The sequence below is a fragment of the Sphingomonas phyllosphaerae genome (genome assembly GCF_036946485.1).
In the GTDB taxonomy this organism is placed as follows: Bacteria; Pseudomonadota; Alphaproteobacteria; order Sphingomonadales; family Sphingomonadaceae; genus Sphingomonas; species Sphingomonas phyllosphaerae_E.
In genome coordinates, this window is the sequence record NZ_JAQIJA010000005.1 from 1184543 (window position 1) to 1211109 (window position 26567).

At 67.9% G+C, this 26567-nt stretch carries 22 protein-coding genes; 16 read left to right on the top strand and 6 right to left on the bottom strand.

Annotated elements, in window-relative coordinates; translation table 11 throughout:
• The first annotated feature begins 182 nt into the window (after window positions 1-182).
• The 12 genes from PGN16_RS14285 (at window position 183) to PGN16_RS14340 (ending at window position 12620) form a co-directional block, all read left to right on the top strand.
• The gene (locus tag PGN16_RS14285) at window positions 183-1625 is read left to right on the top strand and encodes a tetratricopeptide repeat protein (protein ID WP_335310041.1); all 1443 of its coding nucleotides are present in this window, start codon (window positions 183-185) and stop codon (window positions 1623-1625) included.
• Complete coding sequence (locus tag PGN16_RS14290; RefSeq protein ID WP_335310042.1) at window positions 1619-3106, top strand: undecaprenyl-phosphate glucose phosphotransferase; 1488 nt, start codon at window positions 1619-1621, stop codon at window positions 3104-3106. Before PGN16_RS14285 ends, PGN16_RS14290 begins: the two co-directional genes overlap by 7 nt.
• Complete coding sequence (locus PGN16_RS14295) at window positions 3096-3875, top strand: WecB/TagA/CpsF family glycosyltransferase (RefSeq protein WP_335310043.1); 780 nt, start codon at window positions 3096-3098, stop codon at window positions 3873-3875. The genes PGN16_RS14290 and PGN16_RS14295 overlap by 11 nt, the downstream gene beginning before the upstream one ends.
• The gene (locus tag PGN16_RS14300; protein ID WP_335310044.1) at window positions 3872-4408 is read left to right on the top strand and encodes a hypothetical protein; all 537 of its coding nucleotides are present in this window, start codon (window positions 3872-3874) and stop codon (window positions 4406-4408) included. Before PGN16_RS14295 ends, PGN16_RS14300 begins: the two co-directional genes overlap by 4 nt.
• Before the next feature lie 364 nt (window positions 4409-4772).
• The gene (locus tag PGN16_RS14305) at window positions 4773-5309 is read left to right on the top strand and encodes an FxDxF family PEP-CTERM protein (protein WP_335310045.1); all 537 of its coding nucleotides are present in this window, start codon (window positions 4773-4775) and stop codon (window positions 5307-5309) included.
• Window positions 5310-5466: 157 nt separating this feature from the next.
• Window positions 5467-6495: a beta-1,6-N-acetylglucosaminyltransferase gene (locus PGN16_RS14310; protein ID WP_335310046.1), complete on the top strand. Its 1029-nt coding sequence runs from the start codon at window positions 5467-5469 to the stop codon at window positions 6493-6495.
• Window positions 6496-6511: 16 nt separating this feature from the next.
• A complete protein-coding gene (locus tag PGN16_RS14315; protein ID WP_335310047.1) occupies window positions 6512-7282 on the top strand; it encodes a metallophosphoesterase in 771 nt (256 codons plus the stop codon).
• A 43-nt stretch (window positions 7283-7325) separates the two neighbouring features.
• On the top strand, window positions 7326-7793 hold the full coding sequence (locus PGN16_RS14320; RefSeq protein ID WP_335310048.1) for a dihydrofolate reductase: 468 nt from the start codon (window positions 7326-7328) through the stop codon (window positions 7791-7793).
• A gap of 24 nt (window positions 7794-7817) precedes the next feature.
• Window positions 7818-8744 (top strand): bifunctional riboflavin kinase/FAD synthetase, encoded by a 927-nt coding sequence (locus PGN16_RS14325; protein WP_335310049.1) that lies wholly within the window; start codon window positions 7818-7820, stop codon window positions 8742-8744.
• A 24-nt stretch (window positions 8745-8768) separates the two neighbouring features.
• Window positions 8769-11648, top strand: coding sequence for an isoleucine--tRNA ligase (gene ileS, locus PGN16_RS14330; protein WP_335310050.1), 2880 nt, complete (start codon window positions 8769-8771; stop codon window positions 11646-11648).
• A complete protein-coding gene (gene lspA / locus PGN16_RS14335; RefSeq protein WP_335310051.1) occupies window positions 11645-12148 on the top strand; it encodes a signal peptidase II in 504 nt (167 codons plus the stop codon). The genes ileS and lspA overlap by 4 nt, the downstream gene beginning before the upstream one ends.
• A complete protein-coding gene (locus PGN16_RS14340; protein ID WP_335310052.1) occupies window positions 12141-12620 on the top strand; it encodes a DUF3035 domain-containing protein in 480 nt (159 codons plus the stop codon). Before lspA ends, PGN16_RS14340 begins: the two co-directional genes overlap by 8 nt.
• A gap of 633 nt (window positions 12621-13253) precedes the next feature.
• Here PGN16_RS14340 and PGN16_RS14345 read toward each other — a convergent pair.
• Genes PGN16_RS14345 through PGN16_RS14355 form a run of 3 tightly spaced genes read right to left on the bottom strand, consistent with a single transcriptional unit; the run spans window position 13254 to window position 16578 of the window.
• Entirely contained in the window at window positions 13254-14561 is a 1308-nt protein-coding gene (locus PGN16_RS14345; protein WP_335310053.1) for a mechanosensitive ion channel family protein, read from the bottom strand.
• Window positions 14540-15733 (bottom strand): cystathionine beta-lyase, encoded by a 1194-nt coding sequence (metC, locus tag PGN16_RS14350; protein ID WP_335310054.1) that lies wholly within the window; start codon window positions 15731-15733, stop codon window positions 14540-14542. The genes PGN16_RS14345 and metC overlap by 22 nt, the downstream gene beginning before the upstream one ends.
• Window positions 15730-16578, bottom strand: coding sequence for a sulfurtransferase (locus tag PGN16_RS14355; RefSeq protein WP_335310055.1), 849 nt, complete (start codon window positions 16576-16578; stop codon window positions 15730-15732). The genes metC and PGN16_RS14355 overlap by 4 nt, the downstream gene beginning before the upstream one ends.
• A gap of 75 nt (window positions 16579-16653) precedes the next feature.
• On the opposite strand from PGN16_RS14355, the gene queF reads away from it, so the two are divergent.
• The 3 genes from queF (at window position 16654) to PGN16_RS14370 (ending at window position 20827) form a co-directional block, all read left to right on the top strand.
• Window positions 16654-17100: a preQ(1) synthase gene (gene queF, locus PGN16_RS14360; protein ID WP_184036758.1), complete on the top strand. Its 447-nt coding sequence runs from the start codon at window positions 16654-16656 to the stop codon at window positions 17098-17100.
• A gap of 126 nt (window positions 17101-17226) precedes the next feature.
• A complete protein-coding gene (locus PGN16_RS14365; protein WP_335310056.1) occupies window positions 17227-19500 on the top strand; it encodes a glycosyltransferase family 4 protein in 2274 nt (757 codons plus the stop codon).
• 46 nt (window positions 19501-19546) lie between these two features.
• Entirely contained in the window at window positions 19547-20827 is a 1281-nt protein-coding gene (locus PGN16_RS14370; protein ID WP_335310057.1) for a glycoside hydrolase family 130 protein, read from the top strand.
• A 259-nt stretch (window positions 20828-21086) separates the two neighbouring features.
• On the opposite strand, the gene topA is transcribed toward PGN16_RS14370, so the two are convergent.
• From topA to plsY, 3 genes are all read right to left on the bottom strand, one after another.
• Complete coding sequence (gene topA, locus PGN16_RS14375; RefSeq protein WP_335310058.1) at window positions 21087-23660, bottom strand: type I DNA topoisomerase; 2574 nt, start codon at window positions 23658-23660, stop codon at window positions 21087-21089.
• A gap of 220 nt (window positions 23661-23880) precedes the next feature.
• Window positions 23881-24957, bottom strand: a complete 1077-nt coding sequence (gene dprA, locus PGN16_RS14380; protein WP_335310059.1) for a DNA-processing protein DprA — start codon at window positions 24955-24957, stop codon at window positions 23881-23883.
• Window positions 24950-25636: a glycerol-3-phosphate 1-O-acyltransferase PlsY gene (gene plsY, locus PGN16_RS14385; RefSeq protein ID WP_335310060.1), complete on the bottom strand. Its 687-nt coding sequence runs from the start codon at window positions 25634-25636 to the stop codon at window positions 24950-24952. The genes dprA and plsY overlap by 8 nt, the downstream gene beginning before the upstream one ends.
• A 57-nt stretch (window positions 25637-25693) precedes the next feature.
• Between plsY and murI the strand changes: the two genes are divergently transcribed.
• Window positions 25694-26479: a glutamate racemase gene (gene murI / locus PGN16_RS14390; protein ID WP_335310061.1), complete on the top strand. Its 786-nt coding sequence runs from the start codon at window positions 25694-25696 to the stop codon at window positions 26477-26479.
• Window positions 26480-26567 lie beyond the last annotated feature (88 nt).

The following is a 26567-nucleotide window of genomic DNA, read 5'->3' on the forward strand; positions in this document are numbered from 1 at the left end:
GTCGTTCCCCCATGCCGATGTACGGGCGCCCGCGACGCTGCCCGCATCCGACCGCTTCCATCGTTTGCCAGCCTGTCCCTTATCGGGTAAAGCGCTGACCGTCAGGTGCCTTACAGCATTTTCCTTACGAAGTACGTACGAGATTGTTGGGGATGGGCAGCATTCTTGTGCGGGGGGCAACGGTGAAGCGGACCCCGGATCGGCGGGCGGGAAGACGACGGATCGTCATCGCGGCGGCGACGGCGCTGATGCTGCTGTCGGGCTGTCGCTCGCGCGAGGAACGCGCCGCCAAGTTCGCCGCCGTTTACGAGGCCGCGATGGCCAACAACGATCCCGTTATGGCACGGCTGGCGATGCAGCAGGCGGTCGGCTTTGACGATTCCAACCCCGACTATTGGCAGCAACTGGGCGGAGTCGAACTGTCGCTCGGCGATTATTCGGGCGCGTTCAACGCCTATCTGCGCGCCAACGAGCTGGATCACAGCCGTCCCGCGGTGTTGCAGGCGCTGGCCGATCTGGCGGTGGTCGGCGGGCATACCGAGGATGCACAGCGTTACGCCAAGCAGGTGTTGCTGCTGCGCCCCGACGATCTTGCGCCGCAGACGACGCTCGGCTTCGTGGCGCTGCGCAATCGCGATTACGATGCGGCGCTCAAGCACGCCGATATCGTGCTGGCGTCCCGCATCGACGATTCCAATGCCACGATCCTGAAGGCTCGCGCGCTGGCCGGGCTGGCCAAGCCCGACGCCGCGCTGACGCTGTTGCGCGATTTCGTCACCGGTCATCCCAGCGATGCATCGGCGCTCGACGCGCTCGGCGACATGGCCGGGCGATTCGGCAATCTGCCGGGGCAGAAGGCGGCGCAAAGCCGCGAACTCGAGCTACGTCCGAAGGACGTCGTCCTGCGCGTCGCTTATGCCCGTACGCTGTATCGGCTGGGCGAGCGCGAGGCGGCGCACGACCTGACGGTGCCACTGGCGAGCAGTGGGGAACATGGCGGGCGGCTGATCGACATACTCGAATTGTGGCTGCGCTACGCGCCGCGCGACGCCGCGGTGGCGCAGGTGCGAGAACTGGCGGCGAAGGCGTCGACCGCGGACAAGATGCGTTACGCCTATTTCCTGATGCTGGCCGGGCAGCCGGCGGAGGCCGAGGCGCTGGTCGCGCCGCTGGTGTCGCTGCCCGTGACCGCGGCCAATGCCGCGCCGCTCGCACTGCTGGCGCAGACGCAGGCGCGACAGGGACGTGACACGGAGGCGCTGAAGCTGCTGGATGCGGTGCTCGCCTTCGACGAGGGCAATATCCTGGCGTTGCGCGCGCGCACCGACCTTTATCTGCGGACGGGACGGGGGCGTCAGGCGGTGTTCGACGCGCAGCGGCTGGTTGCGAGCAAGCCACGCTCTGCCGACGATCGCGTCCGGCTGGCACGCGCCTATGCGCTGGCCGGGCAGCCGCAGCTCGCGGAGAACACCTATCGCGCCGGTATCCAGGCGATCGGCGGAGGGGACCCGCTGCTGTTCGCTGGCCTGCGGGAGTTCCTGGCCAAGGCCGGGCGTTCGGACGAGCTTTCCGAACTGCAGCAGCAATTTGTTGAGCAAAAGCGGCTAGCGCGGGCACAATGGTAGCGCGGGGCGGCGACGACCCGCTCGAATCGGGGCGGCAACAATTGGCGGGTGCGCGAACGGTCCAGGGGCGGCGCTTTACGTCGAACGTCATTCCGTCGATGGTGGTGACGATCGATCTGCTCTGCCTGCTCGTCAGCGCGCCGATCGCGGTGATCCTGTACACCGTGATCTTCCAGCAAACCGTGGTGCCGGGTGTGCATACGGCAGCGGGGTTCATCGCCGGCGTCGCCTTTTTCCTGATCCGGCAGTCGCGCGGCGTCTACACGCAATCGTTCGTGATCCTGCAATCCGGCGATACCGCGGTTGCGGTCGACTACCTCATGTCGGCGCTGCTCAGCAGTGCGATCGTGTGGCAGTTCGGGCTGGTCGACGAGTTTTCGCGCGGGCTGACGCTCGCCTATGTCGGGTCGGTCACGTCGCTGTTGTTCGTCAGCCGCTTCGTGCTGCGCGCGGCGTTGCGGCGACTCGCCGACAGCGGGCGCATCCGCCAGCGCGTCGTGTTGTATGGAGCGGACAAGCAGACGCTGGCGCGCACCTGCCGGATGCTCGACCTGCAGGCGCTGCCGCAATTGCTGCTGGTCGGAGTCGCCGACGATTACACGCGCTCGACCGCATCCGAGACGGTCGAGGAACTGCCGTTCATCGGCGGCTTCCCCGAGCTGTTGGCGATGGCGCGTGATGGGGAGGTCGATCAGGTGCTGATCGCATTGTCCGATATGACGCGTGAGCGGATCGAGGTGATCATCGAGAAATTGAGCGAGGTTGCGGTCGACGTGTCGCTGATCCCGCGCGAGGCGATCGCGCTGGCGCCCGATTACCGCGTCAACTTCGTCGGGCAGATCCCGGTGCTGACGCTGTGGCAGCGCCAGATGCGTGACGGCAATACGATCGTGAAGGACGTCGAGGATTTCGTGATCGCGACCTTGGCTTTGGTGTTCCTGTCGCCCTTGTTGCTGGTGACCGCGATCGCCATCAAGCTGACCAGCCGCGGGCCGGTGATCTTCAAGCAGCCGCGTTTCGGCTTCAACAATCGCGAGATCCTCGTCTGGAAGTTCCGGTCGATGTACACCGATCGGCAGGACGTGAGTGGCGCGGCGCGCACCACCAAGGGTGATCCGCGCGTCACGCCGGTCGGGCGGCTGATCCGCAAACTGAGCATCGATGAGCTGCCGCAGCTGTGGAACGTGCTGCGTGGCGAGATGTCGATCGTCGGGCCACGCCCCCACGCCACGCACATGAAGGTGGGCGACCATTATTATTTCGACGCGGTGCGCGGCTATGCGGCGCGGCATCGCGTGAAGCCGGGGATCACCGGGCTGGCGCAGGTGCGCGGGCTGCGCGGCGAGATCCAGACGATCGATCGCGCCAAGCGCCGCGTCGAGCTGGACCGCTATTATATCGACAATTGGTCGCTGATGCTCGACCTGCGCATCATGGTCGAGACGGTCGTCAATCTGGCGTTCGACAAGAATGCCTATTGAGGCGGCCGCGGACGGGCGTCGCCCGTTCATCGGGATCGATTTCGACCCGCTCGATACGGACGCGGCGGTCGCTTGGCTGGCGCAGATCACGCCGGAGACGCCGTTCCGCTACGTCGTCACGCCCAATGTCGACCATATCGTACGGCTGGAAGCGCTGGGCGAGGCGGATGCGCTCGGCGCGAACCTGTGGCGGGCATATCGTGGGGCGGCGTTGGTGCTGTGCGACAGCCGGGTGCTGGCGCGATTGGCGCGCTTCTACGGCATCACGCTGCCATTGGCGCCCGGCAGCGACCTGACAGTGCGATTGTTTGCGGAGGTCGCGCAGGCGGGGGACCGGATCGCGATCATCGGCGGCGATGCGGCGCTGCTCCAGGCGTTGCGGGTGCGCTTCGCGACGCTCGAATTCATCCAGCACATCCCGCCGATGGGGATGCTGCAGAAGCCGGCGGCGCTCGACGCGGCGGCGACATTCGGCCGCGACTCGGGCGCGCGCTTCGTGCTGCTGGCGGTGGGCTCGCCGCAACAGGAGCTGCTTGCGGCGCGCATCGCCGCCGGGGGCGGTGCGGGGGGTTGCGGGCTGTGCATCGGCGCCTCGCTCGATTTCATCGTCGGGCGCCAGCGGCGCGCACCGCGGGTGGTGCAGCGACTCGGGCTGGAATGGGCGCATCGGCTCGCCTCGCAGCCGGGGCGGTTGTGGCGGCGGTATCTGGTGGATGGCCCGCGGATTTTCCGCATCGCGCACCGTCGCCATGGCGGGCGGACACCTTGATCGACGGCTGGACGCCGGGGATCGGTGATCCGACCTGGCTCGGCTGGACCACGGTGGTCCTGTACCTCGTGGTGGCGGCATTCTGTGGCTTGGTCGCGCGACGTGCGAAGCAAGGCGATGGGCGCTTCTGGATGATCCTTGCGGTGTCGATGCTCGCGCTGGGGGTCAACAAGCAACTGGATCTCCAATCGCTCTTCACGCTGCTGCTGCGTGACAACGCGCTTCGATATGGCTGGTTTGACGAACGACGCGTCCTTCAGCTCGCGTTCATCATCGCCGTTGGGCTTTGTGGCTTAGTATTGGCGATCGCATCGATCCATCGGCTTCGTGCGCTGCATCGCAGCATACGGCTCGCTGCCGTCGGTATTTGTTTGATCTATACTTACGTCATCATCCGTGCAGCTTCGTTTCATCATGTCGATCGCTTCGTCAGCGCCACAATACTTGGCGGCCGATGGAGCTCGCTGCTTGAAATCGGAGGCATCGCAATCGTGCTGCTGGGCGCGCTGCGCGCCCGATCCGCCAGCGTCTAGCTGACCGATCTGCCCCTGCAAGCGCCGGATTCGGCCGCCGAGCGGGCGTCGGCGAATTTCTCTCGTCTATTCTGATCCATGCGTCCCAAAACTGGACTGTGACAACAATGTTGCGACGCATCCAAATGGAGTAGAAGCAGGTTTATCGGGCCGTATCGCTGGGTGGCGCGGTTCAGGCAGTGCACAAGGAGCACAGCGCAAGGAAAGCGAAGCCCCGATAAAAAATGCGATGGTTTTCGAGCCGTTAAGGTGCGATACATCGAATCACTAGGTGGCCGGTCGACAACGGGCACCACCGCCATGAACGGCGGGTCGCGTGAGTGGTACGAACGGACGTTAACAGGGTGCAAGGGGAGTTCCTAGTATGAAGAAGATTTTCGCGACCGCGATCATCGCGGCCACGTTTGCAGTGTCGGCGCCGGCAATGGCGGCGACCAACATCGATCTGGGGCCGGACGGCTCGGACGTTCAGTTCGGTACGTTCAGCATCACCGGCGTCGGTCCGGCGACCGATCTCTTCAAGGAGTTCACGTTCAACGTGCCGTCGGACGGCATCGTCAGTGCGTCGGGCACGGCCACGATCAGCCTGGCGACGGGCAGCGCGATCAAGCTGACGTCGATCGTTCTCAACGGCATCTCGATGGCCGCCACGCTGCGCGCCGACGGTACGGCCTATGATGCGGCGATCAACAACATCGTCACGAACGCCACCAACCCGCAGACGCTGCGCGTGAACTACGACGTGACCGGCCGCGGCGGCGCCGCTTCGGGCACGGTCAGCTGGACCTCGAACTCGGCGGTTCCGGAGCCGGGCACCTGGGCGCTGATGATCCTCGGCTTCGGCGTGGTGGGCTACGCGATGCGTCGCCGTCCGTCGGTCCGCTTCGCGCAGGCGATCTGATCGCGGCATTGCCACTGGCGCTTCGGCGCTGTGGCGATGACGAGAGAAATGCGGCGGCGTACCCCATCGGGTACGTCGCCGTTTTCGTTTCCGGTCCACCGCGTGAATTCGGCCGGTGCGACATCGGAATCGACCATCAAGGTAGGGTGTGGTTAGGATGGCGCTGCTATCCCGCCGTCGTGACCGGAGCCCGTACCCTGCCGAATTTTCCGACCCGACGCGCTCGCTGCTTCGCCGCCGCCTGTCGAAATGCGCCGTGATGACGATCGGGTTCGTCATCCTGTCGCATCGCGATCCGGCACAGCTCCAGCGGCTCGTCACCGTGCTCAACCGGCTGTACGACGCTCCGCCGATCGCCTGCCATCACGATTTCGCGCAGGCACCGCTCGACGTCGACACGTTTCCCGCCAACGTCCGGTTCGTTCGGCCGAGCATCCGCACCAGCTGGGCCAAATGGTCGGTGGTGCAGGGGTTCTTCGCCGCGTTGCGGCTGCTCTACGATCATGATGCGCCCGATTGGTTCGTGCTGTTGAGCGCGGCCGATTATCCGGTCCGGCGCGCCGATGCGGTCCGTGCCGATCTGGCGGCGCTGGATGCCGACGCGCTGATCGACTTTCGTCGACTCGACGACACCGCCGAGAGCGCCGCCGCGCAATTCGGCCCGCGCAATCCCGAACTCGAACAGTTCGAATCGGAGAAGAACCGTCGCCTGAAGCGCACCCGGTACGAAGGTGCGGAGCTGTGGCTGCCGATCCTGCGCTTCAACGATGGCGGCCGCCGCGTGCGGCCCGGGCGCCATACGCTCCATCTGCCGTTCGCGGCGCCGTTCCGACCGTTCTCGCGCGACTTCCAATGTTTCGACGGCGACCATTGGTTCACCGGCAATGCCCGCGTCGCCCGGCTGCTGCTCAACCCGACGCCGCGGCACCTGAAGCTGCAAAAGTATCTGTCGATGCGCACCAGCCCGGACGAATGCTATTTCCAGACGGTGCTGTGCAACGAGCCGGGGCTGCGACTCGTGCGTGACAACCGCCGTTATGCGCAATGGAACGGCGGCGGAGCGCACCCGCAATTGCTGGCCGACGCCGATCTGGGCGCCATCAGCGCCTCCAACGCGCATTTCGCGCGCAAGTTTGCGCAGGGCGCACCGGTGCTCGACCGGATCGACGCCATGCTGTTCGGCTGAGTTGCACGCTCGCGCGATGGGACGTTTCAGCCAGTTGATCGGATGGCCGCCACCACGCCGCGCGTCGGTGCCCGCCGGCACGCGCGTCTACGCAATCGGCGATGTGCATGGCCGCGCCGATCTGTTGCAGCCGCTGCTTGGCTGGATCGCCGAGGATCATGCGCGGCGCGGCGGCGAGGCGGCGCTGCACATCGTCGTGGTGGGTGATCTGATCGACCGTGGACCGGCGTCGGCGAAGGTAATCGACCTGCTCACCACCGAAACCCGCGGCGACGCGCACTATCACTTCTTGAGCGGCAACCATGAGGAGATGCTGCTCGCGATCCTTGATGGCGAGGCGGAGGGCGTCCCCGCCTGGCTCGACCATGGCGGGGCGGAGACGTTGGAGAGCTATGGCGTCGATCCGGCACGCTTCTGGGACGATCCCGAGGCGTTGCCGCGCGTGTTGCGCGCCGCGCTGCCGTCGCGTCATCTCGCCTTCCTACGCGGGATGGTCGATCAGGTGCGGATCGGCGACTATCTGTTCGTTCATGCCGGTATCCGGCCGGGCGTGCCGATCGAGGAGCAGGCGGGGCGCGACTTGCGCTGGATTCGCAAGGAATTCCTGACCAGCCCTGTGGATCACGGGCCGGTCGTGGTGCACGGGCATACGATCGTGCCGAAGGTCGAGTATCGCCGCAATCGCATCGCGATCGACACGGGTGCCTATCGCACCGGGCGGCTGACCGCGCTCGGGCTGGAGGGCGAGGCGCGCTGGACGCTGACCAGCCGGCTGGACAGGGCATGATGCACACTTCCCTTGCCCCCGCGTCCCGCCTAGCCGGGCAGGCATGATCATCTTCGTTCTTGCGCGTGCCGACAATGGCGTGATCGGAGTCGACGGGCGACTGCCGTGGCGGCTGCCGGCGGATCTGAAGCGCTTCAAGGCGTTGACCATGGGCACGCCGATGGTGATGGGGCGCAAGACCTTCGATAGCTTCCCTGCGCCGCTGCCCGGACGGCGGCATATCGTGCTGACGCGCGATCGGAACTGGTCTGCCGCCGGGGCCGAGGTGGCGCATGATGTCGATGCGGCATTGGCGCTCGCGGGGGAGGGGGACGTCACGGTCGTCGGGGGCGCGGAAATCTATGCGTTGCTGGTCGACCGCGCCGACCGGATCGAATTGACCGAGGTGCATTGCTCGCCTGCTGGCGATGCGGTGGTCCCGGCGTTCACCGGCTGGCGCGAGACGGCGCGGATCCCGCATCCGGCCGAGGGCGAACGCCCGGCCTATGATTTCGTGACGCTGGTGCGGTGATCGTGCAGGCGCTAAGGGCGGCCGATGCAGCGGCTTGACGGCGGCGCGGCGGTGCCTGACGCCCTTTCGGGCGCGATCGTCGCGCTGGGCAATTTCGACGGTTTTCACCTGGGGCATCAGGCGGTCGTGGCGCGCGCGGTCGAGCGTGCCCGCGCGGAGGGGCGGCCGGCCTTGGTCGCGACCTTCGATCCGCATCCCGTCCGCCACTTCCGCCCCGATGCCGAGCCGTTTCGGCTGACCACGCTCGACCAGCGCGAACGGTTGTTCGCCGACGCGGGGGCGGAGGCGATGGTGGTGTTCCACTTCGACGCGGCGCTCGCCGCGCTGCCCGCCGATGTGTTCATCGCCGAGCGGCTGATCAGGGCGCTCAAGGTCGGCGGCGTGGTGACGGGGGAGGATTTCACCTTCGGTCATGCCAAGAGCGGGAACATCGCGACGCTGCGCGCAGCGGGCGAGCAGGCCGGTTTTTCGGTCGATACGGTCGGCGCGGTGCTGCTGGATGGCGAGCCGGTGTCGTCGACGCGTATTCGTGCGGCGCTGAAAGGCGGCGATCCGCGCGGCGCGGCGCGGCTGCTGACGCGGCCGTTCGCGATCGAGGGCGTCGTGCAGCACGGCGACAAGCTGGGGCGGACGATCGGTTATCCGACCGCGAACCTCGATATGGGGCCGTATTTGCGCCCGGCGTACGGGATTTATGCCGTTCGTGGGCGGCTTGCGGACGGTCGGGTGCTGAGCGGTGCCGCGAATTTGGGCGTGCGTCCCACGTTTGACCCGCCAAAAGAGCTGCTGGAACCGCATTTCTTCGACTTTTCGGGCGACCTGTACGGACAGGTGCTCGAAGTCGAGCTGATCGAGTGGCTGCGCGCCGAGGCGAAGTTCGACAGCCTCGACGCGCTGGTCGCGCAGATGGACCTGGACTGCGCCCGCGCGCGCGAGTTGCTGGCGGACTGACCCGCCGTTAAGGCTAAGAGACACATGGCCGACGCACCCGACACTTCGCGCGACTGGCGCGACACCGTTTTCCTTCCGCAAACCGGCTTTCCGATGAAGGCCGGGCTGGCGCAGAAGGAGCCCGCGATCCTCGACCGCTGGAAGCGGATCGGGCTGTACCAGCAGCTGCGCGCGCAGCGGCTGGGGCGCGAGCGGTTCATCCTCCACGATGGCCCGCCCTATGCCAATGGCGACATCCACATGGGTCACGCCATGAACAAGGTGCTGAAGGACGTGATCGTCCGCAGCCGCTCGCTGATGGGCTATGACGCGCCCTACGTGCCGGGCTGGGACTGCCACGGCCTGCCGATCGAGTGGAAGGTCGAGGAAGCCTATCGCGCCAAGAAGCTCGACAAGGATCAGGTGCCGGTCGCGCAGTTCCGCGCCGAATGCCGCGCCTATGCCGAGAAATGGGTGGCGGTGCAGCGCGACGAGTTCGAGCGGCTGGGCGTGATGGGCGATTGGGACGATCCCTATCTGACCATGAAGTTCGAGGCCGAGGCGACGATCGCGGGCGAGCTGCTCAAGTTCGCCGAGAGCGGCCAGCTGTATCGCGGCGCCAAGCCGGTGATGTGGAGCCCGGTCGAGAAGACCGCGCTGGCCGAGGCCGAGGTCGAATATGAGGACGTCGTCTCGACGCAGATCGACGTCGGGTTCGAGGTGATCGACTGCCCCGAATATCCGGGGCTGGCCGGCACGCTGGCGGTGATCTGGACGACCACGCCGTGGACGATCCCCGTGAACCAGGCGCTCGCCTACGGGTCGGCGATCGATTACCTGCAGTTCGAGCATGACGGGCGGCGCTATCTGGTCGCCGAGCCGCTGATGCCCGCCTTCACCAAGCGCACCGGCATCCCGATGGGCAAGATCATCGCGCTTATCAAGGGCCCGGTGCTGGAGGGCGCGACCGCGCGGCACCCCATGCATCATCTGGGCGGCTTCTTCGCGACGCCGCGGCCGTTCCTCGAAGGCGAGTTCGTCACCACCGACGCCGGTACCGGGCTGGTCCATATGGCCCCCGATCACGGCGAGGACGACTTCCTGCTGTGCAAGGCGCACGGGATCGAGCCGGTGTTCGCGGTCGATGGTGCGGGGATGTACCGCGCCGACTGGGCGTGGCTCGGCGGGCAGGGCAGCGTCATCAACAAGAAGTTCGTCAGCGCCGAGGGGCCGATCTGTTCGGACCTGCGCGCGGCGGGCGGGCTGCTGTCGGCAAGCGACGACTTCGCGCATTCCTATCCGCATTCGTGGCGGTCGAAGGCGAAGGTGATCTTCCGCGCGACGCCGCAATGGTTCATCCCGATGGATGGCTCGAATAAGCCCTCTCCCCTGCGGGGAGAGGGTTTGGGTGAGGGGCCGGTGTCTCATGGAGAGGTCGGTCTCGGTGAGACCCCGGCCCCTCACCCCGGCCCTCTCCCCGCAGGGGAGAGGGGGAACAACGCTACGCTCCGCGAACTCGCGCTGGACGCCATTTCCCGAACGCAATGGGTGCCCGCCCGCGCCGAGAACCGCATCCGCGCGATGGTCGAGGGGCGTCCCGACTGGGTCATCAGCCGCCAGCGCGCGTGGGGCGTGCCGATCGCGCTCTACGTGCATCGCCAGAGCGGGCAGTATCTCAACGACCCGGCGGTCAACGCGCGGATCATCGCCGCTTTCCGCGAGAGCGGCGCGGATGCGTGGTTCACCGCCGATCATCAGGCGCTGCTCGGCGACACATACGATCTCGCGGACTACGAGCCGGTCAATGACATCCTCGATGTGTGGTTCGACTCGGGATCGACGCACGCGTTCGTCGTCGAGGCGCGCTATGGCGAGGGCACGCGCGCGAACCTGTATGTCGAGGGCTCGGACCAGCACCGCGGCTGGTTCCAGTCGTCGCTGCTGGAAAGCTGCGGCACGCGCGAACGCGCGCCGTATGACGCGGTGCTGACGCACGGCTTCGCGCTCGACGGGCAGGGGCGCAAGATGTCCAAGTCGCTCGGCAATGTCGTCGATCCGCTCAAGGTGATTGGCGAATCAGGCGCGGACATCCTGCGGCTGTGGGCGGTGTCGACCGACTATTTCGACGACGTGCGGATCGGCAAGGAAGTGCTGGCGACCTCGTCGGATGCGTATCGCAAGCTGCGCAACACCTTCCGTTACCTGCTCGGCGCGCTCGACGGCTTCACCGATGACGAGCGGGTGCCGGTCGCCGAAATGCCGGAGCTGGAGCGCTACATGCTCCACCTGCTCCATGCGCTCGACCGCGAGCTGAAGGAGGCGGCGACCGGGTACGAGTTTAACCGCTACGTCCGGCGGCTGACCGACTTCTGCAACGAGGATCTGTCGGCGTTCTTCTTCGACGTGCGCAAGGATTCGCTCTATTGCGACGCGCCGGGCGACGTGAAGCGCCGGGCGTATCGCACGATGCTCGACGTGCTGTTCCATGCGTTGGTCCGCTATGCCGCGCCGGTGCTGGTTTTCACCGCCGAGGAAGTGTGGCAAGCGCGCTTCCCGGCCGACGACAGTTCGGTGCACTTCCTCGAATGGCCGACGCTGCCCGACGAGGCCGGCGAGAATGTCGCGCAGCGCTGGCTGGAGGTGCGTCGTCTGCGCGAGCGCGTCACCGAGGCGATCGAGCCGCTGCGCCGCGAGAAGACGATCCGTTCCAGCCTGGAGGCGGAAGTGACCGTTCCCGAGCTGCCGCTGTCGGCCGAGGCGCTGGCGGAGCTGTTCATCGTCGCGAAGGTGGGCGAGGCGGCGACCGTCGATGTGGCACGCACCGATTATCACAAGTGCGGGCGCTGCTGGCGGCATCTGCCCGAGGTGACCAGCGATGGCGAGCTGTGCGCGCGCTGTGCCGACGTGACGGGAACGGCAGCGTGATTCCGCGCGCGGGATTGCTGCTGGCCGGGGTGGTGTTCGCGGTCGACCAGTTCGTCAAATGGCTGGTGACCGGGCCGCTGCGGATCGACTTTCTCGGCGCCTACCGCACGTTGCTGCCGATCTTCGACCTGCGGTTCACCAAGAACGAGGGCGTATCGCTGGGGATGCTGCGCGCGGAGACCGACACGACGCGCTGGCTGCTGGTCGCCTTCACCGCCGCGATCGCGATCGCGGTGGCGGTGTGGATGTTCCGCGAGCGCAAGCGCGCGGATCAGCTGGCGCTCGGGCTGGTGCTGGGCGGCGCGCTCGGCAATATCGTCGATCGCGTGCGGCTCGGCTATGTGGTCGATTTCGCCGATCTGCACTTCGGCGAATGGCGGCCGTTTCTGGTATTCAACGTTGCCGATGCCGCGATCACGATCGGCGTGCTGATTCTGCTGGTGCGCGCGCTCCTGATCCGCGAGAAGCGCGACGATGTTTCGGAGAATGTCCATGCGTAAGTCTGTGGTGGTGGTGGCCGGGATGGCGGCGCTGGGGCTGCTCGCCGGCTGCGGCAAGCGCGGCTACGACCGCGCCCGCCCCGACGAGTTCGCGGTGGCGCGGCAGGCGCCGCTGATCATCCCGCCCGATTTCGCGCTGGTCCCGCCACAGCCGGGCGCCGCGCGCACGCAGGGCAACAACCCGCAGGCGCAGGCGATCGAGGCGCTGTTCGGCGGCCCGGCGGCGCGCAGCGCGGGCGAAGCCGGCGTGGTCGAGCAAGCCGGTGGCGCGAGCGCGTCGACGCCGGGCATTCGCTCGGGCGTGGGTGATCCGGGGACCAACGTCGTCGACAAGGGGCAGACCACCAGCGACATCGTCGCCGCGCCGCAGGGTGATGGACAGGATGCGCGCGCTTCGGTGGGTGGGGCGGCGGCTCCGGCGCAGCCCGCTCCGGCGCAGCCGACGCCCGCCCAGCCTACGCCGCAGCAGTAAGATCGACGTCGCCCCTGCGAAGGCAGGGGCCTATGTCTGTACCGTCATAATAAGCCATCTGACACAGGCGCGTCGTGCCGTGTGTCAGATGGCTCTCTTGCATTCGACAGACATGGGTCCCTGCCTTCGCAGGGACGACGGTAGCTTCGCTTCTTCGGTGGCGAAGCAGAGGTGACGGGACGGATCTCGCCCAAGGCTGAGGCCCGGTTTAGCCCCGGCCACGACACAAGCCACCGACGTCGCGCCTGCGGAGGCAGGGGCCTGTATCTGTTTCGTCCTATCGGGCCATCTGACACAGGCGCGTCGTGCCGTGTGTCAGACGGCTCTTTTGCATTCGACAGACATGGGTCCCTGCCTTCGCAGGGACGACGGTAGCTTCGCTTCTTCGGTGGCGAAGCAGAGGTGACGGGACGGATCTCGCCCAAGGCTAAGGCCCGGTTTAGCCCCGGCCACGACACAAGCCACCGACGTCGCCCCTGCGGAGGCAGGGGCCTATGTCTGGATCGTCATAATGAGCCATCTGACACAGGCGCGTCGTGCCGTGTGTCAGATGGCTCCTTTGCATTCGGCAGACATGGGTCCCTGCCTTCGCAGGGACGACGGTGGTTCTTGTCCGAGCGCTGCGCCTCCGGGTCAGGCTCGGGGTGACGGCTCAACGGGCGTCTCGCCGCCCGGCCAGCTCCGCACATAGATGTCGCGCTGTGCGAACGGCATCCCGATCCCGGCGTCGCGGAACATCGTCCACAGGCGGTTGAGCACGTCCGAGCGGACGTTGCCGACGCCGCTTTCCGGATCGCTGATCCACGCGAGGATCTCATGTTCGGCGCCATCGGTGCCGAACGCGGTCAGCCACACGTTGGGCTTGGGCGAGTCGAGCACGCGCGGCGACTCGCGTGCCGCCTTCAGCATCAGCGCCTGCGCCGCCTGCAGGTCGCAGTCGTAGGGCACGCGCACCGGGATGCGGACGCGGACGTTGCGGTCGGTGTACGACCAGTTCTCGACCTCGCGGGTCATCAGATCCTCGTTCGGGATCAGATGCTCCTTGCCGTCGCGCGTCACGACCGACACCGCGCGGACGCCGATCTTGTTGACCCAGCCGAAGCTGGTGCCGACCGCGATCACGTCGCCCGGCTTGATCGAGCGATCGAGCAACAGGATGATCCCGGCGATCAGATTGCCGATCGTCTTCTGCATCCCGAAGCCGACCGCGAGCCCGAACGCGCCCGAGAAGACCGCGAAGGCGGTGAGGTCGATCCCGAGCAGGTCGATCCCGAACAGGAAGGCGAAGACGACGACGACGATCCCGGCGATCTTCTGCGCCAGCACCTTTTGCGTCGGGTCGAGCGCGCGGGCATGGGCGATGGTGTGCGCGGTCAGGCGATTGGCGACGCGCACCGCCGCCATCAGCGCGACCACGATCACCAGCACCTCGATCAGCGAGAGCAGCGACAGGCGACGGCTGCCGACCCGCACGCCGATCGCGTCGAGCGTGGTCGTGATCGGCTCCAGCCCGCCGACCGCATGGCTGAACAGCGCGGTGAATACGACCAGCTCGACGACATAGGCCGCCCAGCGCGGGATGCCGACGCCGCGCATCAGCTGGTGCGCGGTCAGCGTCCCCGCCGCGGCCATCGCGAAGCCGATCGCGGCGGCGGGCAACGGCCCCCATGGCCAGACGGCGTAGATCAGCGCGAGCAGCAGCACGGCGCTGCCGTGGCGGATGATCGTCGCGATGCGGGGGCTCAGCCCCTCGACATGTGATCCGACGCGCGCGCGCCACCAGGCGGCGGTGCGCGCGCCGACGATCCGTTGCGCCATGACGCCCAGCGCCAGCGCCGCGAGCACCAGCGCGCCGGCCGCCGCCAGCTCGATCAGGTCGGCCTGCGCCGGCACCATCTCGAGCAGCGGCGCGACGTCGGTCACGCCTGCGCCGCGCGCCACGCCGCCAGCCCGCGTTCGAGGTCGGCGATCAGGTCGTCGGGGTCTTCGAGCCCGATCTGCAACCGCACCAGCGGCCCGGCGAAATCGGGGGTGGTGGCGGTACGGTGACGCTGCGGGTCGACCGGCACCGCGAGGCTCTCGAACCCGCCCCAGCTGTAGCCGATCCCGAACAGGTCGAGCGTGTCGATCAAGGCGCAGCGCGCCGCATCGTCGCCGCCCGCGAGTACGAAGGCGAACAAGCCCGACGCGCCCTTGAAGTCGCGCTGCCACAGGTCGTGGCCGGGGCAGGAGGGAAGCGCGGGGTGGAGGACGCGCGCGACTTCGGGGCGGGCCGCCAGCCATTCGGCGATGCGCAGTGCGCTCGTCTCGTGGCGCTCCATCCGTACACCCATCGTGCGCAGCCCGCGTGCGGCGAGATAGGCGTCGTCGGCGCTGATGACCTGCCCGAGCTGGAAGCTGGTGTCGCGCAATGCCGCGAACCGGCCCGGCCCGGCGGTGACCGAGCCCATCATCACGTCGGAATGGCCGCCGATGTACTTGGTGCAGGCGAGGATCGAATAATCCACGCCCCGCTCGATGACCGGGAACAGCAGCGGCGTCGCCCAGGTGTTGTCGATGACGGTCGCGACGCCGCGCGCCTTTGCGGCGGCGACGATCGCGGGGATGTCCTGCACCTCGAAGGTCAGGCTGCCCGGGCTTTCCATGAAGATCACGCGCGTGTGCTCACCGATCAGGTCGGCGATGCCCGCGCCGATCAGCGGATCGTAATAGCGCGTCGTCACCCCCATCCGCGCCAGCAGCTTGTCGGCAAGCGCGCGGGTCGGGTCATAGGCGCTGTCGACCAGCAGCAGCTCGTCGCCGGGCGACAGCAGCGTCAGCAGACATGCCGAAACCGCCGCGACGCCCGAGGGATAGAGGAACGTGCCCTCCGCGCCGGGCTCCAGCTCGGTCAGCGCGTCGGCGAGGCTCCATTGCGTCGGCGTGCCGCGGCGGCCGTAGAACAGCCGGTGGTGGGTGTCGCGCGCGCCGGTCGCGCGCAGGTGCGCGACATCGTCGTAGAGGATCGTCGAGGCGCGCCAGACCGGCGTGTTGACCACGCCGGCGGTCCATTCCTTGCGCCGTCCGCCGGTGACCAGCCGCGTTGCCGGTCGGATGTCGTCGCGCGCGCTCATGCGTCCCCCGTCGCCTTGGGGGTGGCGGGATCGCCGCCCCATTCGGTCCAGCTACCGTCATAGACCGCCGCCTCGCGCCCGAGCAGATGTGCGCCGAACGCCAGCACGCTGGCGGTGATCCCCGAGCCGCAGGTCATTGCCAGCGGGCGGTCGAGATCGACCCTGGCCGCGGTGAAGGCGGCGGCGAGCGCCTCGCCCTGTTTCCACGTCCCGTCGGGGTTGAAGAGCTGCGGATAGGGCAGGTTGCGCGCACCCGGGATATGGCCGGGCGCGACGCCGGGGCGGGGATCGGCTTCCGCGCCGGTGAAGCGCGCCGCCGAGCGCGCGTCGACGATCTGCGCGCTGCCGTCCCGCTGGAGTGCGCGCATCGCGGCGAGATCGAGGAGGCCGATGTTCGAGGCAGTGACGTCGACGGTGGTCGGTGCGACCGGCGACGCGCCTTGCTCCAGCGGCCGCCCCTCCGCCTTCCACTTCGCCAGCCCGCCGTCGAGCAGCGCGACGTCGGTGAAGCCGAACGCGCGCAGCATCACCCAGGCGCGCGCGGCGGTCCGGTGCGGCGCATCGTCATAGAGCACGATCCGGTCGTCGCTGCGCAACCCTAGCCGCCCCGCCTGCGCGGCGAAATGCATAGCGTCGGGCATGGTGGAGGGAAGCGGTGCATCCGGTGCGTTGAAGCCGGCGAGGTCCATGAAGACCGCGCCCGGGACGTGCCCGGCGGCGAAGTCGGCGGCGGCGTCGCGCGGCGCTTCGCCGGGCAGGCCGACGTGATAGCTGGCGTCGAGGATGCGCAGCCCCGGCGCGGCCGCGTGCGCGGCGAGCCATTCGGTGGAGACGAGAGCGGTCATGCCCCTCTCCATAGCGCCAGCGTGACGGCTGGGAACAGGTCGCAATTACTCACATCACGCCTTATGTGCGCGCGCATGACCCCGATGCATCTTGGCCAGACCAGCACGCTGCCCGCTTCTCCCGAGGAAGCAGTGCTCGATTACGTCCCCAACCCGCGCCCGGCGCAGACCTATCTGGTGCGCTTCACGCAGCCCGAATTCACCTCGCTCTGCCCGGTGACGGGTCAGCCCGATTTCGCGCATCTGGTGATCGACTATGCGCCGGCGGAGACGATCGTCGAGTCGAAGTCGTTGAAGCTTTTCCTCGGCTCGTTCCGCAACCATGCCGCGTTCCACGAGGATTGCACGGTGGGGATCGGCGAGCGGCTGTTCCGCGAGATGCAGCCGCAATGGCTGCGGATCGGCGGCTATTGGTACCCGCGCGGCGGAATGCCGATCGACGTCTTCTGGCAATCGGGCGCGGCGCCGGCTGGCTTGTGGCTGCCGGATCAGGGTGTAGCGCCGTACCGCGGGCGAGGGTGATTGATCGCGATCAATCCGTTCGGTCATGCTGCAATGCGGAAATCCGGCAACCTTTCGTCTGAATAACGGTTCACCTTTGCGAATACGCGCGCATTGGGCGCCGTACCCATCGGCAAAGGCAAGGGGATGAAGCAGTCGACCGGAGCGCTGGACGTCGGGCATATCGCGCTGATCGGTAACTTCCTGCCGCGAAAGTGCGGGATCGCGACCTTCACCACCGACACCTATCAGGCGCTGCGCGCTCGCTTCCCCGAGATGCAGGTCGACGTCTATGCGATGGACGACCATCCCGGCCGCTACGATTATCCCGCAGCGGTGGTCGGCACGATCCCCCAGCATGACCGCGACGCCTATGTCTCCACCGCGCGCGCGATCGAGAACAGCGGCGCGCAGGTGCTGTGGCTCCAGCACGAATATGGCATTTTCGGCGGCGAGGCGGGCGGGCACATTCTGGCACTGCTCGACCGCGTGTCGCTGCCGCTGATCGTCACGCTGCACACCGTCCTCGAAAAGCCGAGCGCCGCCGAGCGCACCGTGCTCGAAGGGCTGCTGCGCCGCGCCGCCAAGGTGATCGTGATGGCCGAGCGTGGCCGCGAAATCCTCGAGCGCGTCTATGGCGCCAACCCGAAGCAGATCGCGACGATCCCGCACGGCGTGCCCGACCGGCCGTTCGCCGAGCCGGATGCGTTCAAGGCGCGCTTCGGCTGGGACGGCCGCCGCGTGATCCTGACCTTCGGGCTGCTCGCGCCCGGCAAGGGGATCGAGACGATCATCGAGGCGATGCCGTCGGTGGTCGAGCGGCATCCGGAGGCAATGTACGTCGTGCTCGGTGCGACGCATCCCAATCTGGTCGCGCACGAGGGTGAAAAGTATCGCGATTCGCTCAAGGCGCGTGCCGAAGAGCTTGGCGTCGGCGCGAACGTCGCGTTCATCGACGCGTTCGTCGATCACGACGACCTGATCGACTATCTCCAGGCAGCGGACATTTACGCGACGCCGTACCTGAACCCGGCGCAGATCACGAGCGGGACGCTCAGCTATGCGGTCGGCGTCGGCAAGGCGGTGGTGTCCACCCCGTACGTCCATGCCACCGAGATCCTTGCCGATGGGCACGGCGTGCTGGTCGACTTCCGCGACCCGGCCGCGTTCGCGCGCGAGATCAACGACCTGCTCGGCAGCGCGCGTAATCTCGCGCGGCTGTCGGCCCGGGCTTATGCGCGGGGCCGGACGATGATCTGGCCACGCGTGGTGGAGAAGGCGATGGACGAACTGATGGCCAGCCTGTCGACGCGGACGCAGCGGCTTCCGCACCCCGGCAAGGCCGACAAACAGGTGTTGGCTCCCGATATCGCGGCGGTCGAGCGGATGAGCGATGCGACGGGGATGCTCCAGCATTCGATCTTCTCGGTGCCCGATCGCCGCCACGGCTATTGCATCGACGACAATGCGCGCGCGCTGATGCTGATGAGCGCGATCGACGATCTCGACGCGGAGACGCGCGACAAGTGGATGACGATCTATGCGTCGTTCGTGCAGTTCGCGTGGAACCCGGATGCACGTCGGTTCCGCAACTTCATGAACTTCGACCGGACGTGGTGCGAGGACGTCGGCTCGGAGGATTCGAACGGACGTGCGCTTTGGGCGCTGGGTGTCACCGCGCGTGACGCGCACGAGCCCAAGCATCGCGATTGGGCGACGGCGATGTTCGACAACACCGCCAGCCTCGCGCTCGACCTCGGCAGCCCGCGCGCGCAGGCGTTTGCGATGCTCGGCGCGGCGGCGATGCTGGAGGCGTCGCCGGGGCATGAGATGGCGTTGCAGATCCTGCGCCGCTTCCCCGACGAGCATCTCGCCCTGCTCGACGCGGCGCGGCGGCCGGAATGGTGCTGGTTCGAGATCGTGCTCGCTTATGACAATGCGCGGCTGCCCGAGGCGATGCTGCGCGCCGGGCTGGCGCTCAACCGTGCCGATCTGATCGCGTGCGGGCTGGACACACTCGACTGGATCGTTGCCCGGCAGACCGCGCCCGAGGGGCATTTCCGCGCGGTGGGGTCGGAGAGCTTCGGGCGCGTCTATGAGGATCCGTTGCCGTTCGACCAGCAGCCGCTGGAGGCACAGGCGACGATCGACGCGTGCGCCGCGGCGTTCGACGCCACCGGTGATGCGCGCTGGTACGCCGAGGCGAAGCGTGCCTATGACTGGTATCTCGGGGTCAACGACCTCGACCTGCCGCTGGCGACGCAGCGCGATGGTGGCTGTTTCGACGGGCTGATGCCGACCGGATTGAACCGCAATCAAGGTGCCGAGTCGATCCTTGCGTTACAAATGGCGTCCTGTGCGATTTCGGGGCTTTCAAAGCGCGTCGGAAAAGTGGCAGGGACGGTGCGCGTCTTCGCCTGACGGCGGCGACGCTCGCGTTCGACGTCCCTAAAGACGAGGCTGGTCCTTGGAGCTGTTCAACCACCGGCTGCGCCTGCATGCCGATCCGTCGCGCGTCGTGGTGCGCCCCTTTCACATCGGCTGGATCGCCAATGCCAACGGCGTCAGCCGGTCGCAGCGGCTGATCAGCGAGGTCATGGACATGTCGCCGCAGGAGGCGCGTGACCAGCTCGACCTGGTGCTGAAGGACTTCGAGGCGCGTCACTGGCAGACGCGACGCGTGTTCATGACCCGCTATGACGAGATCGCGGCGGCGCATGGGCTGGACGGCAGCCGGATCTCTGACGAGAAGCGTCAGTTGATCGGCGCCTATTTCTGCCACGAATATAGCTATGCCGCCGCCGCGCTGATGAACCCCAGCGCGGTGCCGCATCCCGATCAGTCGGGGATGGAGGACGGGGCGCAACGCATCGTCATGTCGCTGCGCGCGGTCGGCGAGGGGCATATCTCCTCGGTGGCGTTCCGCGAGGGGATCATCACCAGCGAGAACGAGCTGAAGCTGGCGCCCGAGCCGCCGTTCGCGACCGCCACCGACGCGACCGGCACCGACGAGGAAGCGCCGCCCAGCGGGCCGGTGACGGTCTATCGCCATCGCGACAGCACGCTGTCGGGCACGGTGATCTTCCCGATCACCGATGCGCAGTCCAAGGGGCTGGAGGATCTGCGGCTCGTGCACTTCACGCACGACGACGGGACGCAGGAGTGGCTGGGGACCTATACCGCCTATAACGGCGCGACGATCCAGTCCGAGCTGCTGCGGACGCGCGATTTCCGCGCGTTCGACCTGATCCCGATGACCGGCAGCGCGGCGCGCAACAAGGGCATCGCGCTGTTCCCGCGCAAGGTGGGTGGCGAATATCTGTCGATCGGGCGGCAGGACGGCGAGAACCTGTACCTGCTGCGCACCAACGACCTGACGCATTGGGACGACGGCGAGCTGATCCTCAAGCCGGTGTTTCCGTGGGAGTTCGTCCAGATCGGCAATTGCGGGCCGCCGATCGAGATCGACGAGGGTTGGCTGCTGCTGACGCACGGCGTGGGCGCGATGCGGAAGTATTCGATCGGCGCGGCGTTGCTCGACAAGGACAATCCGGCGCGGATCATCGGCCGCACGCGCTCGCCGATCCTGGCGGCGGCGGATCAGGACCGCGAGGGCTATGTGCCGAACGTCGTCTATACGTGTGGCGCGATGAAGCATGGCGACAAGCTGTTCATGCCGTACGGGATCGCGGACAGCTCGGTTGGGTTCGCGTTCGTGTCGATCAAGGAATTGCTGGCGAAGATGTGACCGGTCGCCGTCGCGGCCACGTCTGCGGCGGTGCAGGCCACAGGGCCGCGCAGCGACCGGTCCGGCCGGCGGGTTGGCTTGGCCGACCCCGTCCGACATTAGGCCGGCGGCTTTGCCGTCGGCGATGTTCTACAGTCGTCATTGCGAGCATAGCGAAGCAATCCAGGGCCGGATCAGGACGCTCTGGATTGCTTCGCTACGCTCGCAATGACGATATTTGCGACGACTTACGAACTACTCTTCTATCGCCGCCGTCTTCTTAGCGGGCCTTCTTGGCCGGCGCCTTCTTCGCAGGCGCCTTCTTCACCGCAGGCTTCTTCTCAGCAGCCGGCTTCTTCGCCGCCGCCTTCTTCGCCGGTGCCTTCTTCTTCGTCTTGGACGGGCCCGCCGCTGCGCGGTCGTCGATCAGTTGCGCGGCTTCCTCCAGGGTCAACTGGTCGGGGGCGATCGTCTTGGGCAGCGTCGCATTGGTCGTGCCGTCCGTGACATAGGGACCGTAGCGGCCCTCCATCAGCTTGATCTCCGCCTCGGTGCGCGGGTGAGCGCCCAGCACCTTGAGCGGCGCGCGCGCCGCCCCGCGCGCCGGGCGACCGCCGCCCGCCGCCGCCTCGGCCAGCTTGACGACCGCGGCGTTCATGCCGGTTTCGAACACCTCCGATGTTGACGAAAGTCGCGCATATTTGCCGTCGTGCACGAGGTACGGCCCATAGCGGCCGATGCTGGCGTTGATGGGCAGCCCCGTCTCCGGATGTTGCCCGATGGTGCGCGGAAGGTTCAACAAACGCAGCGCCATCTCGAGGTCGAGTTCGCCGATGTCCTTCGGAATCGACGCGCGCTTCGCCTCCTTGCCCTCGCCGAGCTGGATGTACGGACCGAACCGCCCGCTCTTGCGCTCGACCGGCAGCCCGGTTTCGGGATCCTGCCCGAGCGTCTCCGGCCCGCTGTCCTCCGCCGCGGCGTCGCCGCCCTGCGCGAAGCGGCGCGTGAACTTGCACTCGGGATAGTTGCTGCACGCGATGAACGCGCCGAACTTGCCGCCGCGCAGCGCGAGCTGCCCCGCGTGGCACGCCGGGCACAGCCGCGGATCGCTGCCATCGGCCTTTTCGGGGAACAGGTATGGCGCAAGGAACTGGTCGAGCGCGGCGGTGACCTCGCTCGGCTTCTGCTCCATCACTTCGGCGGTGCGCGGCTTGAAGTCGCGCCAGAACGCCTCCAGCACCGCCTGCCATTGCGCGCGGCCGCCGGAGACGTCGTCCAGCTCCTCCTCGAGCCCGGCGGTGTAATCGAAGCCGACGTATTTCTCGAAGAAGCGCTCGAGGAACGCCGTCACCAGCCGCCCGCTCTCCTCGGCGAAGAAGCGGTTCTTCTCGACGCGCACATAGGCGCGGTCCTTGAGCGTCTTGATGATCGAGGCATAGGTCGACGGGCGACCGATCCCCAGTTCTTCCATCCGCTTGACCAGCGAAGCCTCGGAGAAGCGCGGTGGCGGCTGGGTGAAATGCTGTTCGGCGACGACGTCCTTCTTCGCCGGGCTGTCGCCCTCGCGCATCCGCGGCAGGCGCTTGGCGTCCTCGTCCTGGCTGTCGTCCTGGCCTTCCTCGTAGAGCGCGAGATAACCGGGGAAGAGCACCACCTGACCGGTCGCGCGCAGCACGTTGCGCCCGGTGCCGTCGGCCAGCTCGATCGTGGTGCGCTCCATCCGTGCCGACGCCATCTGCGACGCGAGCGCGCGCTTCCACACCAGATCGTACAGCCGCGCATGGTCGCCCGAGCCGACGCGGTCCTTCGAAAAGTCGGTCGGTCGGATCGCCTCGTGCGCTTCCTGGGCGTTCTTGGCCTTGGTCTGATACTGGCGCGGCTTGTCGGGGACGTAGCCGCCGTCATAGCGGTCGGCGATCGCGGCGCGCGCAGCGGAGATGGCGCTGCCGTCCATCTGTACGCCGTCGGTCCGCATGTAGGTGATCGCGCCATCCTCGTAGAGCTGCTGCGCGATCCGCATCGTATGGTCGGCGGAGAAGCCGAGCTTGCGCGCCGCCTCCTGCTGGAGCGTCGAGGTGGTGAAGGGCGGCGGCGGGTTGCGCGTCGCGGGCTTGGTCTCGACCGACTGGACCGAGAAATTGCCGGCCTCGACGTCCGCCTTGGCCTTGAGCGCGTCGCCCTCGTTGCCGATCGACAGGCGGTCGAGCTTCTTGCCCTGCCATTGCACCAGCCGCGCGGCGAACGGCGTGCCGTCCTGCTCCATGCTCGCGATGACCGACCAATATTCCTGCGCGCGGAATGCCTCGATCTCGCGCTCGCGGTCGACGATCAGCCGCAGCGCGACCGACTGGACGCGCCCCGCCGACTTTGCCCCGGGCAGCTTGCGCCACAGCACCGGCGAGAGCGTGAAGCCGACCAGATAGTCGAGCGCGCGGCGGGCGCGGTACGCGTCGATCAGGTCGGTATCGAGATCGCGCGGCGCCTGCATCGCCTGCGTCACCGCCTGTTTGGTGATCGCGTTGAAGGTGACGCGCTGGACGTCCTTCGGCAGCGCCTTGCGCTTGGCGAGCACCTCCTGAACGTGCCACGAAATCGCCTCGCCTTCGCGATCAGGGTCGGTGGCAAGGATCAGGCGGTCGGCGGTCTTGGCGAGATCGGCGATCGCTTTCAGCTGCTTGGTCTTGTCGGCGTAGTTCTCCCACTCCATCGCGAACCCCTCGTCGGGGTTCACCGAGCCGTCGCGCGGCGGCAGGTCGCGGACGTGGCCGTAGCTGGCGAGGACGCGATAGTCCGAGCCGAGGTACTTCTCGATGGTTTTGGCCTTGGCGGGCGATTCGACGATGACGAGCTGCATTGTTGCCTAACTAGGGAGCCTCACACGTACGTGCGAGGGTGAAGGGGAGCGGCGGGGGGCGTCAAGGGTGTGTGGAACAGTCTTCCTTCCGTCGCCCCGGACTTGATCCGGGGCCCCGCTTCTTCTTCGCGACGGAGGTAAAAGCGGGATCCCGGATCAAGTCCGGGATGACGGGGTAGCGGGTCGGTGATTTCAGTCGATCACGTTCAGGCAACGGCGCTCAGCAAAGGCTCACGCGGCCGCCGGCGTGGCGTTCGAGGCGACTGGCGAGTTCGAGTTCCAGCAGCACCATCTGCACCACCGCCGGCGCGCAGCCGGACTGACGCACCAGTTCGTCGACCGCGACCGGCACCGGACCGAGCAGCGCTTCAATGCGCGTGCGCTCGGCGTCGCTGGCGTCTTCGGGCGGGGGCGCGCCCCAGCCGCCGGTGGGCGCACGGACCGCGGCGCGGGCGTCGATCGGGCGAATCTGCTCCAGCACGTCGGCGGCGTTCTGGATCAGGGTCGCGCCATCGCGAATCAGCGCGTTGCAGCCCTGTGCGCGCGGGTCGGACGGGTGACCGGGCACCGCCATCACCTCGCGCCCCTGTTCGCCGGCCAGTCGCGCGGTGATGAGCGAGCCCGATTTTGGCGCGGCCTCGACCACCACCGTGCCCAGCGCCAGCCCGGCGATGATGCGGTTGCGGTGCGGGAAGTGACGGGCACGCGGCTCGGTGCCGGGTGGCATTTCGGCGATCAGCAGTGCGTCGCTGGCGATGTGTTCCTGAAGCGTCGCATTCTCGGGCGGGTAGGCGACGTCGATCCCGCCGGCGATCACCGCGATCGTCGCCGCGCCCGCGCCTTCGTGCGCCGCGGTATCGATCCCGCGCGCGAGCCCGGAGACGACGCTCGCGCCGTCTGCGGCCAGTTCCTGCGCCAGACCGCGCGCGAAGCGGCACGCGGCGGCCGAGGCGTTGCGCGCACCGACCAGCGCGACCGGCGTGCGTCGCATCAGCGACAGGTCGCCACGGACGGTCAGCACCGCGGGGCCGTTGTCGATCTCGGCGAGCAAGGCGGGGTAATCGGGGTCGCCGACGAACAGCAGCCGCGCACCGAGCTTCTCGACGAGCTTTCGTTCGCGCTCGACCGCGGCGATCGGGGGTGGCGCGGGGACGCGGCCGCCGCCGCGTCGGGCGAGATCGGGGAGCGCGTCGAGCGCCGCCGCCGCCGAGCCGAAGCGTGCGAGCAATTGGCGATAGCTGACCGGTCCGATCGACGGCGTGCGGATCAGCCGCAGCCGCGCGGTCGTGTCATCCACCGGCGTCTTCGCCCACCGCCTCCGCTTCGCTGGGCGCAGGCTTCGCGCCGCCGACGCGCGGCTCGGTGCCGTCGACCAGCCGCGCGATATTGGCGCGGTGCTTCCACAGCACGATCGCGGCCAGCGCCAGCAGCAAGGGCACGAGATCGAAATCGCCGAGGATCGCGGCGGTAACCGGGGTGCTGATCGCCGCCGCCATGCCGGCCAGCGACGAGACGCGGGTGATCGCGAGCAAACCGAGCCACAGGATCGCGAACACCAGCCCGAGCGGCCAGCCGAGCCCGAGCGCGACGCCCATCAGCGTCGCGACGCCCTTGCCGCCGCGGAAGCGCAGCCAGACCGGATAGCAATGGCCGATCAGCGCGCCGGCCGCCGCCAGCGGTTGCTCGCCGGGCCACAGCCACGCGACCAGCAGCACCGCGGCCAGCCCCTTGGCGAGATCGAGCAGCAGGGTCGCCGCCGCCAGCCCCTTGCGCCCGGTGCGCAGCACGTTGGTGGCGCCGATATTGCCCGAGCCGATCTGGCGCAGGTCGCCCGCGCCGGTCAGCCGCGTCAGCACGACGCCGAACGGGATTGAGCCGAGCAAATAGCCGATCAGCAAGGCCGCGGCCGGCGGTATCCAGATGATCTCGGTCGGCAGTGTTCGATCCCCCTCGATCGCGAGCTTTAGCCGAAACATTTCGGGTACGCCACCGGCAGCGTTGCCCTGCATCATCGATACGGACTAGGTGGCGGTGTGATTGAATCGGCTCCGATCCTGTTCTTCGATTCCGGCGTCGGCGGACTGTCGGTGGTCGCGCCGACGCGCGCGCTGCTGCCGCAGGCGCCGATCGTCTACGCCGCCGATTCGGCCGGCTTCCCCTACGGCACGCGCAGCGAGGCGGAGATCGCCGCGCGGGTGCCGGCGCTGCTCGGGCGGCTGGTCGAGCGCTATCGCCCGCGGCTGGTGGTGATCGCGTGCAACACCGCCTCGACGATCGCGCTGGCGGCGGTCCGCGCCGCGCTCGACGTCGGGGTTGTGGGTACGGTGCCCGCGATCAAGCCGGCGGCGGCGATGAGCCGGTCGCGGGTGATCGGGGTGCTGGGCACCGCGGCGACGGTGCGTCAGCCCTATGTCGACGATCTGGCGGCGCGGTTCGCGAGCGACTGTACGGTGCTGCGCTATGGCTCGGCGGCGCTGGTCGAGATCGCGGAGGCGAAGCTGGCGGGGACGCCACCCGATCCGGCGGCGCTGGCGCGCGAGCTGGACGGGCTGTTCGCGCAGCCGGGCGGGGCGGCGATCGACGTGATCGTCAATGCCTGTACGCACTTCCCGTTGCTGGAGGCGGAACTGGTGGCTGTCGCGCCCGCGGGCGTGCGGTTCGTCGACGGCGGGCCGGGAATCGCGCGGCGGATCGTCCATCTGACAGAGGGGCAGGCGTGGCCGGCGCAGGCGGAGGATGTGCTGGTGTTCACGCGGCTGGGTGACGCCGAGCGGCGGCTGGCGGCGGGGCTCGGTTTCGGGCGGGTCGAGGCGCTTTGACTCGAGGTTCCGTCGCCCCGGACTTGATCCGGGGCCACGCTTCTTATTTCGACGTCGCACAGAAGCGGGATCCCGGATCAAGTCCGGG

Bases quoted from the DNA above. Each gene is read 5' to 3' on its own strand.
- PGN16_RS14305 (WP_335310045.1), top strand. From the start codon at position 4,773: ATGAAGAAGATTTTCGCGACCGCGATCATCGCGGCCACGTTTGCAGTG.
- PGN16_RS14340 (WP_335310052.1), top strand. From the start codon at position 12,141: ATGCGTAAGTCTGTGGTGGTGGTGGCCGGGATGGCGGCGCTGGGGCTG.
- PGN16_RS14310 (WP_335310046.1), top strand. From the start codon at position 5,467: ATGGCGCTGCTATCCCGCCGTCGTGACCGGAGCCCGTACCCTGCCGAA.
- PGN16_RS14295 (WP_335310043.1), top strand. From the start codon at position 3,096: ATGCCTATTGAGGCGGCCGCGGACGGGCGTCGCCCGTTCATCGGGATC.
- PGN16_RS14365 (WP_335310056.1), top strand. From the start codon at position 17,227: ATGAAGCAGTCGACCGGAGCGCTGGACGTCGGGCATATCGCGCTGATC.
- topA (WP_335310058.1), bottom strand. From the start codon at position 23,660: ATGCAGCTCGTCATCGTCGAATCGCCCGCCAAGGCCAAAACCATCGAG.
- ileS (WP_335310050.1), top strand. From the start codon at position 8,769: ATGGCCGACGCACCCGACACTTCGCGCGACTGGCGCGACACCGTTTTC.
- PGN16_RS14320 (WP_335310048.1), top strand. From the start codon at position 7,326: ATGATCATCTTCGTTCTTGCGCGTGCCGACAATGGCGTGATCGGAGTC.
- metC (WP_335310054.1), bottom strand. From the start codon at position 15,733: ATGAGCGCGCGCGACGACATCCGACCGGCAACGCGGCTGGTCACCGGC.
- PGN16_RS14315 (WP_335310047.1), top strand. From the start codon at position 6,512: ATGGGACGTTTCAGCCAGTTGATCGGATGGCCGCCACCACGCCGCGCG.
- PGN16_RS14325 (WP_335310049.1), top strand. From the start codon at position 7,818: ATGCAGCGGCTTGACGGCGGCGCGGCGGTGCCTGACGCCCTTTCGGGC.
- PGN16_RS14355 (WP_335310055.1), bottom strand. From the start codon at position 16,578: ATGACCGCTCTCGTCTCCACCGAATGGCTCGCCGCGCACGCGGCCGCG.
- PGN16_RS14290 (WP_335310042.1), top strand. From the start codon at position 1,619: ATGGTAGCGCGGGGCGGCGACGACCCGCTCGAATCGGGGCGGCAACAA.
- queF (WP_184036758.1), top strand. From the start codon at position 16,654: ATGACCCCGATGCATCTTGGCCAGACCAGCACGCTGCCCGCTTCTCCC.
- plsY (WP_335310060.1), bottom strand. From the start codon at position 25,636: ATGTTTCGGCTAAAGCTCGCGATCGAGGGGGATCGAACACTGCCGACC.